This is a genomic window from Williamwhitmania sp. (assembly GCA_035529935.1).
Classification (GTDB): domain Bacteria; phylum Bacteroidota; class Bacteroidia; order Bacteroidales; family Williamwhitmaniaceae; genus Williamwhitmania.
This window is the reverse complement of record DATKVT010000073.1, coordinates 77259-91567: the sequence shown is the minus strand read 5'-3', so window position 1 is coordinate 91567 and position 14309 is coordinate 77259. Positions and strand designations below refer to the sequence as shown.

At 43.1% G+C, this 14309-nt stretch carries 10 protein-coding genes and 1 tRNA gene; 6 read left to right on the top strand and 5 right to left on the bottom strand.

Features of this window, described 5'->3' with window-relative positions; all coding sequences use genetic code 11:
* Positions 1 to 40 precede the first annotated feature (40 nt).
* The 3 genes from VMW01_05820 to recQ all read right to left on the bottom strand — a co-directional run bounded on the left by VMW01_05820 (position 41) and on the right by recQ (position 3959).
* Positions 41 to 763 carry a hypothetical protein gene (locus VMW01_05820; GenBank protein HUW05758.1) on the bottom strand — a complete coding sequence of 241 codons (723 nt, stop codon included), beginning with the start codon at positions 761 to 763 and terminating at the stop codon, positions 41 to 43.
* A gap of 95 nt (positions 764 to 858) precedes the next feature.
* Positions 859 to 1758, bottom strand: a complete 900-nt coding sequence (locus VMW01_05815) for an ABC transporter ATP-binding protein (GenBank protein ID HUW05757.1) — start codon at positions 1756 to 1758, stop codon at positions 859 to 861.
* Positions 1759 to 1769: 11 nt separating this feature from the next.
* Positions 1770 to 3959 (bottom strand): DNA helicase RecQ, encoded by a 2190-nt coding sequence (gene recQ, locus VMW01_05810; protein HUW05756.1) that lies wholly within the window; start codon positions 3957 to 3959, stop codon positions 1770 to 1772.
* 271 nt (positions 3960 to 4230) lie between these two features.
* Between recQ and VMW01_05805 the strand changes: the two genes are divergently transcribed.
* From VMW01_05805 to VMW01_05780, 6 genes are all read left to right on the top strand, one after another.
* Positions 4231 to 5205, top strand: coding sequence for a KpsF/GutQ family sugar-phosphate isomerase (locus VMW01_05805; GenBank protein ID HUW05755.1), 975 nt, complete (start codon positions 4231 to 4233; stop codon positions 5203 to 5205).
* A gap of 169 nt (positions 5206 to 5374) precedes the next feature.
* Positions 5375 to 7741, top strand: a complete 2367-nt coding sequence (locus VMW01_05800; GenBank protein ID HUW05754.1) for a DUF5686 family protein — start codon at positions 5375 to 5377, stop codon at positions 7739 to 7741.
* Between the two features lie 30 nt (positions 7742 to 7771).
* Positions 7772 to 8497: an LPS export ABC transporter ATP-binding protein gene (gene lptB / locus VMW01_05795; protein HUW05753.1), complete on the top strand. Its 726-nt coding sequence runs from the start codon at positions 7772 to 7774 to the stop codon at positions 8495 to 8497.
* Between the two features lie 61 nt (positions 8498 to 8558).
* Positions 8559 to 8640: transfer RNA gene (locus tag VMW01_05790), tRNA-Leu, on the top strand.
* A 154-nt stretch (positions 8641 to 8794) separates the two neighbouring features.
* Positions 8795 to 9382 (top strand): sigma-70 family RNA polymerase sigma factor, encoded by a 588-nt coding sequence (locus VMW01_05785; protein HUW05752.1) that lies wholly within the window; start codon positions 8795 to 8797, stop codon positions 9380 to 9382.
* Positions 9363 to 10112, top strand: a complete 750-nt coding sequence (locus tag VMW01_05780) for a tetratricopeptide repeat protein (protein HUW05751.1) — start codon at positions 9363 to 9365, stop codon at positions 10110 to 10112. The genes VMW01_05785 and VMW01_05780 overlap by 20 nt, the downstream gene beginning before the upstream one ends.
* On the opposite strand, the gene VMW01_05775 is transcribed toward VMW01_05780, so the two are convergent.
* Both VMW01_05775 and VMW01_05770 read right to left on the bottom strand, forming a co-directional pair.
* On the bottom strand, positions 10097 to 12895 hold the full coding sequence (locus VMW01_05775; protein ID HUW05750.1) for a CHAT domain-containing tetratricopeptide repeat protein: 2799 nt from the start codon (positions 12893 to 12895) through the stop codon (positions 10097 to 10099). The genes VMW01_05780 and VMW01_05775 overlap by 16 nt on opposite strands.
* A 64-nt stretch (positions 12896 to 12959) precedes the next feature.
* Complete coding sequence (locus VMW01_05770) at positions 12960 to 14267, bottom strand: HlyD family efflux transporter periplasmic adaptor subunit (GenBank protein HUW05749.1); 1308 nt, start codon at positions 14265 to 14267, stop codon at positions 12960 to 12962.
* Between the last annotated feature and the right edge of the window lie 42 nt (positions 14268 to 14309).

Genomic DNA, 14309 nt, shown 5'->3' with positions numbered 1-14309 from the left:
TTAGAAATATGTAAGAACTTCGTAGAAATCCAATACCCTCCTAAAAACTTCGTCGTCTAACAATGGCAACCATTGCAATCATAAAAGTACATGAATAAACTAAAGTAGCAATAGATGACAACCACAAACTTGTGCAGCTAGGCAGTGCAGTAGTAATTGAATTTTTAAGCGCGCTCAACTCTGGGTGATTTAGAACGGCAAGCCCAAAGAAATCGGGTGTAGGCGTCAAGTTCTGCATCGCCTGAAATGGCATCATCCAGCTTATGCTTTCCGGTATTATCGAGTGAAAAACCGGGGCTAACGAAAATAGCACAATAAACAGCAGGATGGACACAGCCGTATTCCTCAGTATAAAAGCAATGAGCATCGCCACTATTAAAAGGGAAAAAGTACGTAGAAAAAATGCTGAAAAAATTTGCAGCCCTGGCAAGACAGGTGATAGTGAATCACCAGGAGAAAAGTATAACCCGAATGTAACGCCTAATGCTACGAAAACTAAGACCCATGCAATCGAGATAAAAAACGCCAATAGAATTTTAGCAACAACTAATTCAAGCCGTGTAAGGCCACTCACTAGCTGAAAAAGAAATGTCTTTTCTCCAAACTCCGACCCAATAATCACAATGAAACCAACGGCGGTAAAGAAATTGAGCCATCCCAAAGCCCAGGCAAATGTTTGCCACACATGAGGAAACTCAAAGAAAGGCCTTACTGAGACTCCCTGAAGATGAACATCCAAGTTAGCACCAACAAAGATTAACACAAGAAAAACCACTAGCTGGGCAGTTATAGTAATGCCAAATCCATATAGCGAACGAGCTTTCAACCATTCTACCCCTACTAAGTTATACCAGCGTCTCATTTCAGCACCTCCTCCTTCATCAGGTTAATAAACTTAGACTCAAAGCTGGCGTGCTGCAGCTCAATTTTGGAAAGAGTTATCCCATTTTCGAAAGCAAAACGGTTAACATCTTCTGTAGTAACTCCGTCTGCCAAAGTCACGGCTAATGTCTCACCCATCAATTCACTGGCCTTTAGCAAGGTGCACTGGCTAAACAAGGAAAGAAGTGCTGATGTATTTGATGATGCAAGGAGGTATCGCTCCTGACTCCAGAAAACATTCTCCTTTGTACCGAACGCAACTCGCCTACCACGTTTAAGTACTGCCACGTGAGAACAAAGTTGTTCGATTTCGGCAAGTATATTGCTGGTCATCACAATGGTTTTCCCTTCACCATGCAATTTCTGAATCAATTCTCGAACCTCCACTGCTGCCTCCGGATCGAGTGCATTGGTAGGCTCGTCAAGGAGCAGAACTGAGGGATTGCCAACAAGCGCTGCTGCAAAGCCAAATCGCTGACGCAAGCCGGGTGTTAAGCTCGAGAACTTGTTTTTTATTCTATCCTCAAGATTTACGAGCGCGAGCACCGATGAGATATTGCATGAAGCTTCGTCCTTAAGCTTTGCAACAATAGAAAGATTCTCCCTTAAACTCAAATTTTGGTAAAAACGCACTGGCGAAAGCATGGCTCCCACCTCCGAACGCCTGTTAGATAGAGACCAAGTAACCTCTCCATCATCGGGTATGGTTACTCCAAGCATTACAGAAAGAGCTGATGTTTTTCCACTTCCGTTGGGGCCTAAAATACCAACTACTTCTCCTTGGTTTACTCTTAAAGAGAAATTCTTTAAAGCTTTAGTTGCCCCATAAGATTTATAGACATGGGATATCCGAATTATGGGAGAATCTAGCTCCATGCCATGGCCACTTAGTTACCCATTTCGGAAATAAACTTGATGCGCACCAACCGAATCTCCTCCTCGGTAAAATCCTCTTCACCCAACTCTTTTAATGCATCTGCAATGGACTCCGTCTCGGCTTCCATAAAATAGTCAAATATTTCGTCCCGTTTCTCATCGTCGAGAACCTCACCGATGTAATAATCAATGTTGATTTTGGTTCCCGAACTCACAATTGACTCCACTTCGTTGAGCAATTCGCCCATCTCAATGTTTTTCGCCTCGCAAATATCAACAAAAGATAGTTTCCGATCGATGCTTTGAATGATGTATACCTTGAGACCCGACTTGTTCACCACCGATTTCACCACCAGATCTTGTGGCCGAATAATCTCCTTCTCTTCAACGTAGGCCTTTATAAGATCGACAAACTCCTTGCCATAGCGTTTTGCTTTGCCCGTGCCAACACCGGTAATGTTGTGCAACTCCTCCATGGTGGTTGGATACTGCACTGACATGTCCTCTAGCGAGGGATCTTGGAAAAGCACAAAAGGTGGTAGGTTTAACTTTTTGCTTAGCTTACGACGCAAGTCCTTGAGTAAAGCAAAGAGTTCCTCATCGGCAGGAGTGCTCTTATCGCCCGAGGGTCCCGATTGATCATCATCATCACCCTCTTCATACTCATGATCTTGGGACAGCTGGATTGAATGTGGATTTGCTAGGTATTCCCTTCCCTTCTCAGTCAACATTAAGGTACCATAGTTCTCAATATCCTTATCGATAAGGTGAAGAACAAGAATTTGTCGAAGAACGCCATTCCAGAAACGAATATTTTGATCTGAACCACATCCAAACACCTCCAGATGATGGTGTTTGTACGATTTCACCGAGGTTATTGCGTTGCCCATTAAAATATTGGCAACATGGTCGACCTTAAACTTCTCCTGAACGGCAAGAATTACATCCAATGCCATCACAATAAACTCCTGACCCTCAAACTTAACTTTTGGATGCAGACAGTTATCGCAATGCTCACAGTTTTCCTGATCGTAAGCCTCACCAAAATAGTTTAACAACATTTTTCTACGGCAAACTGACGATTCAGCATAGGCAACGGTTTCCATGAGGAGCTGCTTGCCTATTTCCTGCTCGGCAACCGGTTTTCCTTGCATAAACTTCTCCAGTTTCTGGATATCCTTGTAGCTGTAAAAAGTAATGCATTGCCCCTCTCCACCATCACGCCCAGCCCTTCCGGTTTCCTGGTAGTAACCCTCCAAACTTTTAGGAATGTCGTAGTGTATAACATAACGAACATCTGGCTTATCAATACCCATTCCGAAAGCAATGGTGGCTACAATTACATCGACCTCCTCCATGAGGAACTTATCCTGGTTGGCAGAGCGAGTATTTGAATCCATTCCGGCGTGATAGGCCAAAGCCTTAATACCATTAACCTGCAATGCTTGAGCTATCTCCTCCACTTTTTTCCGACTCAAGCAGTAAATGATACCCGATTTTCCGGTATTATTTTTTATAAACTTGATTATCTCCTTGGTGGCACCAATTTTAGGGCGAATCTCGTAATACAGGTTAGGCCGATTAAAGGATGACTTAAACTCCTTAGCCTCCAGAATACCAAGATTTTTCTGAATGTCATGCTGTACTTTCGGTGTAGCAGTAGCCGTTAAGGCAATCACAGGGGCCTTTCCAATTTCGCCAATAATTGGCCGTATTCTCCTATACTCTGGCCGAAAATCGTGACCCCATTCTGATATACAATGCGCCTCATCAATGGCGTAAAACGAAATTTTTATTTGTTTCAGAAGTGCAATATTTTCTTCCTTGGTAAGGGATTCAGGTGCTACGTAAAGCAACTTAGTTCTACCATGAAGCAGATCATCTCGCACCTGGTTTATGGCGGCCTTGGTCAGCGAGGAGTTGAGAAAATGTGCGACTCCCTCTTCCATGCTAAGTCCCCGAAGCGCATCCACCTGGTTTTTCATCAGAGCAATCAGGGGTGAGATAACTATTGCAGTTCCATCAAGAATAAGAGCTGGCAGCTGATAGCAAAGAGACTTACCTCCTCCCGTTGGCATCAGCACAAACGCATCTTCTCCATCTAGGACATTTTGAATAATGGCTTCCTGATTACCCTTAAAGGTTGAAAATCCAAAATATTTTTTTAGATAATCGAAAAGCGAAGAACTTGCAGCGTTCATTATTTATTCCTCCAGTATAGAAAATTTCACAACAATCAGTAAATCAACGACATACAAAAAACACAAATGTCAATCAAAGATAGAAAAAAAGAATGCTTAATCATAGCCGAACCTTCCAATACTTGACGAATATCACCAAAAAATAAAAGAATGAACGCCTTTAATGGGTAGATGTCGGTTTTAAAAATCTTTACACTAAATTTACACAAATTTTCGAGTAAGCCCTACCCGTTTGACTGTTAAGCAAAAATTAATTGACAAATCATTGTTTATGACAACAGAACAAGAAGTAAACATCAGGGACTTAGCTGTAAAAACTATCCTTACCGAAGCACAGGCCATCGAAAAGTTGGCCGGCATGATTGACGAAAACTTCGAGAAGGTAGTTTATCGCATCTTTAACAGCAAAGGGAGGGTGATTGTTACAGGAATCGGAAAAAGTGCAATTATTGCGAACAAAATTGTGGCTACTCTGAACTCAACAGGAACACCTGCAATTTTCATGCATGCTGCCGACGCCATCCACGGAGACCTAGGTATTATTCAGCACGACGACGTAATTATTTGCCTCTCTAAAAGTGGGAATACGCCAGAAATTAAGGTACTCATCCCCCTCATCCACAACATGGGCAATACGCTAATTGCCATTGTGAGCAATACAGACTCCTATTTAGCGCTTAAGTCAGATTTTGTGTTAAAAGCCACGGTTGACCAAGAGGCTTGCCCTAACAATCTTGCACCAACCTCAAGTACCACTGCGCAACTAGTTATTGGTGACGCTTTAGCCATATGCCTGCTCAAGCTAAAGGGATTCTCTGCCGAAGATTTTGCGCGAGTACATCCTGGTGGATCACTCGGTAAAAAGCTTTACATGCGGGTAAGCGACATTTTCTCAGAGGAGGTTAAGCCGATGGTGAGTATCGATGCAAAAATTCGCACTATCATTCTCGAAATTTCAAGTAAAAGGCTTGGTGCAACTGCAGTGGTTGATGAAACTGGCAAAATGTTAGGTATCATCACTGATGGTGATTTGCGCCGCATGTTGGCTAACAATAGCTCTGTAGACCACCTTGTTGCCAGGGACATCATGTCCATAAATCCCAAAACTGTAGATAAGGATGAAATGGCCATCAACGCTTTTAACCTTATGGAGAAGAACAAAATCACACAGTTGGTGGTTACTTCATCCGGAATGTATGTGGGAATGATTCACCTGCATGACATATTAAAGGAAGGTGTTGTATAATTTCTGGCTATTTATTCCATTTGCTAATAATTGCTATTAGCCGACTCATCATTTTAAGATGTCACAAAAAAACCTAAAATCTCTCAGTTTTGCGCTGGGCCTTTCATTGTTGCTCTTGATTCTTTTTTCAAGTTTAGCAAATGCCCAGACAACCAAAATAAGAGGAAAGGTGACCGATATTTCTACCGGTGAAACACTTCCCTATGTCAACGTAACTATCCCAGGCACAACCACAGGCACCATCACCGACTTAAATGGAGAATACTATTTGGAAACTCGAGATCGCGGAGATTCCCTAACAGCCTCCTATGTCGGATACAAATCTCAAACAAAACACATCAAACTCAACATCTACCAGGAGATTAATTTTGAATTGAAATCGAGCAATACAATGCTTGAAGCCATTGTGGTAAGACCTGGCGAAAACCCAGCTCTTCCAATCCTACGAAAGGTTATTGCGAATAAACCAAAGAACGATCCCGAGCACCTTAGCAACTACCAATACGAAAGTTACAACAAGGTTGAGATAGACCTCAACAATGTTGACGACGACATGAAGAATAAGCGCATATTCAAACAGTTTCAGTTTATTTTCAACTATGTAGACACCTCTGCCGTAACTGGAAAAACTTTTTTACCCATCTTCATCACCGAAACTCTTTCGGATTACTACTATTCAAGAAGCCCACGCACAGAGAAGGAGATTATTAAAGCCACAAAAATATCAGGAGTTAACAATGAGAGTGTTGCGCAGTTCACCGGAAAAATGTACCAAACCATTAACGTTTACGACAACTATATCAACATTTTCGACCAAGGATTTGTAAGTCCCATCGCGGATCTTGCCCTTTTATACTACCGCTACTACCTTATCGACAGCGCCTTTATTGGTAACCACTGGTGTTATCAACTCTCCTTCAAACCTCGTCGAAAACAGGAACCTACCTTTACTGGCGATATTTGGGTGAGCGACACAACCTTTGCCGTTGTTAAAAGCAACCTTCGGATGGAAAAAACTGCCAATGTGAACTTTGTGAAAGACATGGTAATGACCTCTGAATATACGAGGCTTGGTGATACGCTGTGGTTTCCAAAAAAAACAAGTTTATTTGTAGACTTCAACATAACAGAGCGGAAAACTACAGGATTCTTTGGCAGGAAAACCACGACCTTTTACAATGTCAAAATTGACCAACCAATCCCCGACACCATAGCGAACATGGCCGAGAGAGTGAAGGTTAACGAAGGTGCATTAAAACAAGATGAGTCTTTTTGGAAAGACGCCAGACCAGTAAACCTTACCCCCAAGGAAGCCTCCATATACCAGATGGTGGATTCCGTTCAAAAAGTACCCATCTACAAGACTTTTTTCGATATTGTAAATATGATTGTTAACTACTACTACGTGGTTGGCTATTTTGAGATTGGACCATACTATTCCATATACTCATTCAATGAAATTGAGGGAAATCGATTTCGAATCAGCGGACGTACTTCCAATAAATTTAGTACTAAATACCTGATAAGTGGCTTTGTTGCCTATGGCGATAAAGATAACCGATACAAATATGGGGGTGATGTGCTTTACATGATCAAAAAAAACCCCAGAAACACCCTTGATATTGGCTACAAGTCGGACATAGAACAACTTGGTCAAAGCCCCTATGCGCTTACGGAAGACAACATTGTAACGTCATTCCTACGGCGAAATCCCAATTATAAACTTACACTTGTTAAAGAGTTTTCTGCAACCTACCAAAAGGAGTGGTTTAATGGCTTTTCCAACACCATAAAATTCACACAACGCAGGCTGTATCCAACTCCATACATACCTTTTGTATACTCAAACGGTAGTGGAACACTATCAATGTTATCTACTACAGAAATTAAGCTGAACACCTTGTGGGATAAAGGAGAAAGATTTGTACAGGGTCAATTTGAGCGGGTAAGCCTTGGCAGCGATAAGCCGATAGTTAATTTTGACCTTACGGTGGGTCTCAAGGATGTATTTGGAAGCCAATATGAATACTATAAGACTCGCCTAAACGTCTACTACAAGGTGAATATTAACCCGTTTGGCTACACCCGTATAATTCTCGATGGAGGGAAAATATTTGGTACCGTTCCTTATCCACTTCTCCACCTACACGAGGGCAACGAAACCTATGCATTCGACCGCTATGCCTTCAACATGATGAACTATTACGAATTTGCCAGCGACCAGTACGTCAGCCTCTTTATTGAACATCACTTTCAGGGTTTCTTTTTAAATAGAATACCCATCTTCCGCAAGCTAAAATGGAGGGAGGTAATTTCCGGAAAAGGATTGATCGGGAGCCTGAATAAGAAGAACCTTTCAGTTATGGACTTTCCACTTGGACTCACCAATGTTTCTAAGCCTTACGTTGAATTGGGTGCAGGAATTGAAAACATATTTAAGGTAATCCGAATTGATGCCATGTGGCGGTTGAGTTATCTCGACCATCCAAACATTGAAAGATTTGGCATCAGGGCCGGCTTACAAATTATTTTCTAACTTTACGAAAAATTCTCGAATCAGATAGCCATGAAGCTATACACACAAAACCTTGTAAAGCGTTATCGGTCCCGAGCTGTAGTAAATGGGGTGTCAGTAGAAGTTAATCAAGGTGAAATCGTTGGGCTTTTAGGTCCAAATGGTGCAGGAAAAACCACCACCTTTTACATGACTGTTGGCCTTGTTCAGCCAAATGAAGGGAGAATATTCCTTGATGATAGGGATATCACCGGCGATCCAGTTTACAGAAGGGCACAACGAGGCATAGGCTACCTTGCTCAAGAGGCCTCCGTTTTTAGGAAACTGAGCGTGGAAGATAATATTAGGGCGGTATTGGAAATGTCGGAACTCTCTTCCACTGAGCAGAGGGATAAGCTTGAAGGTCTGCTTGGTGAATTTGGTCTACAAAAAATACGCAAGAGTCTCGGTATTCAGCTTTCTGGTGGAGAGCGAAGAAGAACAGAAATTGCAAGGGCTTTGGCCATCGACCCAAAGTTTATCTTACTTGACGAACCCTTTGCCGGCGTTGACCCCATTGCAGTTGAAGATATTCAGACAATCGTGGCCAAGTTAAAAGAAAAGAATATTGGCATTCTAATTACCGACCACAACGTTCACGAAACGCTCTCCATAACCGATAGGGCCTACCTCCTTTTTGAAGGAAAAATTCTCTGCGCTGGTACATCGAAGGAACTTGCCGACGATCCAACCGTAAGGAAAGTATACCTAGGGCAGAATTTTGAGTTAAGAAAATAACCAACACAAGGGCACTGGAACTTGTAGGAATAAAAAAATTATCTACATTTGCCACGCATTTGCGGGTGTGGCGTAATTGGTAGCCGCGTCAGACTTAGGATCTGGTGCCGAAAGGCGTGGGGGTTCGAGTCCCTTCATCCGCACTGAACTCCAAAGTTACACTTTGGAGTTTTTTTATTATACTGCCAGTAAGCAACATAGCAAAAACATGTCCACTTCCCAAACTTTGCTTCCCTATTATAACCCATTAATCGGTCATTTTTTTTAGTTTTGTTAACAACCAAACAAGCAATAACGTTGGCCGAATTCACAAATATTGATCTCTTTAACGGCATTCTTGGTCAAAACAAGGAGGCATTAAAATATCTCTATGCCAAATTCTATCCCAATGTTGCCAAAATGATTAATCACCAAGGAGGACAAGAGGACGATGCAAACGATATTTTCCAGGAAGCCATAATAATTTTCTACCGTAAAGCAAAGAAGGGTCAACTCGACTCCAACTACGCTGTGTTACCATATTTAATGTCAACCTGTCGATTAATTTGGCTAAAGACACTTCAGAATAGACAAAAGGATAAAGAGGCACTACCAATGATTGAAGCGGCTGAAGAAGAAAGCCCGCTATACATGGAATACCTTGAGAGTAAGCGAAAAGAACTTTTTTACGAGCACTTTAAAAAATTATCGGAGGAGTGCCAGAAGACCCTCACTGCATTCTTTAATGGCACTAGCTTTTCGCAAATGGCCGATGAGCTGGGACTATCGTCCGAAGAGTTTGCTCGTCGCAAGAAGTATCTCTGTAAGGAATATCTCGTAAAAAGTATAAAGAGTGATCCCAAATACAATACTATATCCAACCAAGATGGAAACGAACCGTTTTAACAGAATTGACGACTATCTTCTGGAAAAGTTAACAAACAAAGAGGCACAGGAGTTTGAGAAAGAGATGGCCGCCGACGAAGAGCTCCAGCAGCAGGTACAACTCTGCAGGGAACTTAAGGATGCAATCCTCGAGAAAGACATTGTAAATCTCCGCAAGCAACTTTCTGAAGCAAGCAAAGAGGGTAAACGGGCAGCACGGGGCGGACTCTCAAACCTAGTTAAGGTTGCAGCCATCCTAGTTGTGATGGCAATATCTACCTTCTTTTTATGGAAGGTATACGACACCCCCACTAGCTTGTTCGATAAATACTACGCGCGCTACGAGATGCCAACCACGAGCAGTAGGGGAAATGAACCGATGATGCAGAATATTCAGGCCAAAATAGTGGATTTTTATCGCCATGGTAAGTTGGACAAGGCCATTCCAGACCTGCAGAATTATGTGAAAACTCGTCCTGAAGATCAAGTTGGGAGGCTAATGCTTGTTTCGGCATACCTGGAAAACAACCAGGCCGCCAATGCCGAAGCACTGCTAAAATCGACGGTTGAGCGCTACTCCGATGGGCTTTATACCGAAACCGATGAATGGTATCTTTGCCTTGCCTATATAAACCAAGCTAAGTATAACGAAGCATTTATTCTTGCCAATAAGATAAAAATTAATGGTGGCAAGTATGCCAGCAAAGCCAAGGAGATTAACGATTACCTCACCGATTATCTGAAGGAGTAGTTCCCCCGACTGCGCCACGAAACAAGCAGCTGAGCTAGCGCCATAATTAGGACAAGAAGTGGAATCACAAGAAAGCCAAACGGTATAAAAAGCGGGGCATCTACGCCAACAACCTGGTATCCGGCCCAAAAGTAAGGGTGCGAGCGAAGTGGATCGGCAGAGGCCAAAAACGAAAGTTGTGCATCACGCAACGCCTCACTTTTAGAATAACCACTCTTTAAATTTAACGCAAAATCTTTCACAATCTCTCCACCAGAATAGTCATCAACCCGCCATTGAGTTACCACAAGCGAAGGACAGCCTGCATAACGAAATCCTCGGGCAATACTCATTAGTCCCTCTCCACGCACCAAATTTCCATCACCACTTCGGCATGCACTTAAAATCGCCAACCTTGCCTTTAAGCGCATATTGTACACCTCATAGGCATTTAAATATCCATCCTCAGAAGTATCGGGCGAGTTGAAGAAAATGAGCTTCGAAAATAGAGGATTTTCGGAATCAACGTATGTATGCATGGCCAGGTGCAGAATATCGTATCGGCTTGATATCTCCTTAAACTTTCTTTCAGTGGCATCCTTCCCTGCCAGCACATCGCCATTAAAAATGTGGCTAACCTCCCTAACCTCGTCTTCTGCCCCATATAGCTCAGCAAGATTATTGCGATAGGCAGCCCTTGTGCTCATGCGAGTGGTAGAGGCGCCAGTGTAGGTGGGGGCTACCGACAAGGAAGATGGAAAGAAAGATGCAGATGGGTTATCTCCAGTAACAAAAACCTTAGATGACATCGCATACAGAACTGAATTCCGGGTAATTAAATATGGCAGATCGTAGTAACCGTTGGGGTGCAGAACCTTTTCAACTATTAGCGCATCAAACGGAACTGAATTTAGCTCATTATGCGGAACTATTATCAACTCCTTACCCTCAATTAGCTTACCAGATGGTTGCAGCAATTTTTGGTAAAGATCATATCCTGCAGCCGCAAGTGAATCTAAGTCCAATCTTGTCAACTTGCCAAAGTCACTAGGCACCAGCTGTCGCTGAAACGTCTTTAAGTTGCTAAAAAATGTTTTATCCAACTTTTGAAAATTCCAAGCCGCATTACTCTTGGTAAGTGTAAAGGTATAGATAGAAGAGTCCTGAAGAACATATTCCACATACACCTGGTGGTAGTTGAGTCTTTCCTGTACTTGGCTAATTGAAACAGCAGTGGTATCAAACTTCAATGAGAAGTAACTTGGATAGTTAACCTTAATTGACTGTAGTAAGGAACGGTACGACTGCTGTGCTTCAAACAGCGAGTTCTCCACAGTTTTGAGATACTGTGCCGCAGGTTTTGCCTTTTTCTGCTCCTCATAAACAATTTCAGTAAGAAGGCCTATCCTCTGGCGCAGCTGACGCTCATCCTTCTGCAGCTTGGCCGGCACTCCTGAAACCGAAAGGCTGTTTAATCGGTTTAACGACTCGGACAAAACGGCAGCCTTTCCCTTTGAGGCGAGCCGAAAGCCCAGCTCCAGGTTATGATTGCCAGCACCCAGCTGATATGCAGCAGCCACTGCCTTGTTGAAAACCTCATTAAAGTCGGCTGAAACCGACAGCTTGTCCTCCTCCCCAAAAAAGCCTAGGCGAATCTCCTCCACTATTCGAATGGCATGCTCATAGGAGGCCAGCGCAGCGCGAGTATTCTCATTAGAAAATTTTCCGCTATTCAATTCAAGATAGGTGTCACCCAATCCTTCGTAAATAGAGGCAGCCAAAGCAGGAGAAAAAAACATGCTGACCTTACTAACCCTTGTATCGGATATGGAGGATGGCTTTTTATTTAACCCACTAGCCAAATTATAGAGCCGAACTGCATCGGCAGGAAACCCCAGTTTATCCTTTACACTAGCAAGGTTAACAAGGACCTGGACCGTTGGAATAGGGTTACTGCTGCCTCCTGCCTTATAGCATTCCAATGCCTTCTGAAGATACTTCTCAGCATTAATCCAATCGGCATTTTCCTTATATAAAACACCAATGTTATTATAAATACTAGCTAACTCATCATTATCACCCACAACTTTTTCAGTCGCAAATTGCTCAGCCTGTTTATAGAAGTAAAGTGTTTGTTTAAAACTCTTTAAATGGGAAGAAGTAACGCCAAGACCGTTAGAAATAATTGATCGCATGGATGGAGCATAAAATCTCGCAATTTTCAAATTCGCTGAATTAATCTTTATTGCCTCATCATACTGCCCCATTTTAGTTAGTACGTTACACAGCTTATAGTTTGCCAACACCAACCGATGATAGTCAAGCGGAGCCGTCTCTCGAAGGAGCGCAATGCCTTGCCTAATAAACGAGGTCGCCTCACGGTACTCATTTAGTGAGTAGTAGCAGCTCCCCATTCCAATATAAACCGCAGAAAGGTTTGACCGATTCTTTGGAAGATTTCCATAATAGTTAGCCGCCATTTGGTAGTAAACTAATGCCGAATCGGAGTAACCAAGTAGCATTTTGAGGTTGGCGAGATTAAAAAAACCAATGCCCAGGTTTACACTATCTGCATTAACTTTCTTCTGTAGCATATGGAGCGATTTAAGAAAGAGCTCACCAGCTTTTTCATAATCGCCGGCCATAGCATAGTCAACTCCCTGGTTATTATATACTGTAGACAAGCTGTCGGGGGAATTGGAAAAATGTTTTGTGGCAAAAGCCTGAGTCGGTAATATCGTAGCAAGTCCAATGATTACAAGGATTACCAACAACAAGATCAATCGCAACGAATTGCACTTCATGGGAGGAGGACTTTGGGCAAATTTAGCCTAAAATAGAAAAAGCCCAAACTAATATGGATTATCTTTACTTTTCGGCTCCAGCAACCCTGCTAGTAAATAGGTGCTTTAACGGATAGAGCAATCGCTGAAGCAAGCTAAGGTCTTCGGTGGTTATTTCGGCACTGCCCGCCAGCTCACCCCTTAGCTCCAACTTTTTCCCATAGGAGGTGGTCAATCCGTGTGGCAATGATACCACTAGCGAATACTCTCCTTCACTGGGTGCCACCGAAACCCTTGAAACGGTTCCCATGAGCATACCAAACTCCATGTAGGGAAAACCGTCAACTCTAATGTTTACCTGTTGGCCAACCTTCACCTTGCCTGCACCCGCCGAAGGCAAGGAAATGCGAGCAATTAGCTTCCCCTGAATTTTTGGAACAATGGCAAAAACCGTCTCACCCACCTTAACCTCCTGGTTCTCGCTCCAAACTTTCAAAAAACTTACTCTTCCCGACACTGTGGCACAAAGCAGGTATTGCTCCTCCCACTGCGACACCGAAGCTTTTAGCTGCTCGTAAGTCAACTTCAACTCCCCCTTCAACTTGGTCTCCTTCTCCGAAAATGCCATACCCAACTCAACCAAATCCTGATCGAGCTTTGCCATGGTGATAGAGGCATCGGAGAGCGACACCCTACTTTGCTCCAAGCTATACTTTTTGGAAAGCAACAGTTGCTCAGCCTTTTCGTAATCCGAGGCTGAGATATTCTTCATTGAAAAGAGCGTGGAATCGCGCCTAAACTGTTTTGAGGCAATGCGCATATCCATCTTCATAATATTTAGCTGGGCATTGAGCCTTTTGTAGTATAGTCCATACTCCTTGCGCTCTCGCCCAAGAGCCTCCATCTTTTTTGGGTAAAACCCCTGCTCCACAAAAATTCGATAGTCGTCGGCAGCGCGAACCAGCGCAGCATAGCTGGTCTGTACCTCACCCAGCTGTAGTGGCTCTGAAAAACTTGGAAGTAGCGGGGCATCGTAATTTTCAAAGAAAGAGGACATCGTCTGCAGAATATCTTTCAGCCTCCGAATGCTGGATACAGCAGCCGGATTTTGAACTATTGCTAGGGTGTCACCCCTATTTACATTAGCGCCATCGGCAACCTTGAGTAGCGAGAGGCGGCCGGTGGCCCTTGCCGAAACCATTGCAGGTGGGTTTTCGGTAGTAATCACCACCGGAGCATTAATCACCTCCGGGTAGCGAAAAAATATGCTCCCAACAAACAGCAACAGAATAATTGTAAAAATAACACCTATCCCTCCCCGAATAATCCAGCGAGGAGGAGTGCCAAGCAGCTCGTTTATCTCATCGGAACGCAAATCAATATTTTTGGGCATGCACCTCAATTTTAGCAACCTGATATTTGAAGATCCGAAATA

Bases quoted from the DNA above. Each gene is read 5' to 3' on its own strand.
- VMW01_05770 (HUW05749.1), bottom strand. From the start codon at position 14,267: ATGCCCAAAAATATTGATTTGCGTTCCGATGAGATAAACGAGCTGCTT.
- VMW01_05815 (HUW05757.1), bottom strand. From the start codon at position 1,758: ATGGAGCTAGATTCTCCCATAATTCGGATATCCCATGTCTATAAATCT.
- recQ (HUW05756.1), bottom strand. From the start codon at position 3,959: ATGAACGCTGCAAGTTCTTCGCTTTTCGATTATCTAAAAAAATATTTT.
- VMW01_05805 (HUW05755.1), top strand. From the start codon at position 4,231: ATGACAACAGAACAAGAAGTAAACATCAGGGACTTAGCTGTAAAAACT.
- VMW01_05775 (HUW05750.1), bottom strand. From the start codon at position 12,895: ATGAAGTGCAATTCGTTGCGATTGATCTTGTTGTTGGTAATCCTTGTA.
- lptB (HUW05753.1), top strand. From the start codon at position 7,772: ATGAAGCTATACACACAAAACCTTGTAAAGCGTTATCGGTCCCGAGCT.
- VMW01_05780 (HUW05751.1), top strand. From the start codon at position 9,363: ATGGAAACGAACCGTTTTAACAGAATTGACGACTATCTTCTGGAAAAG.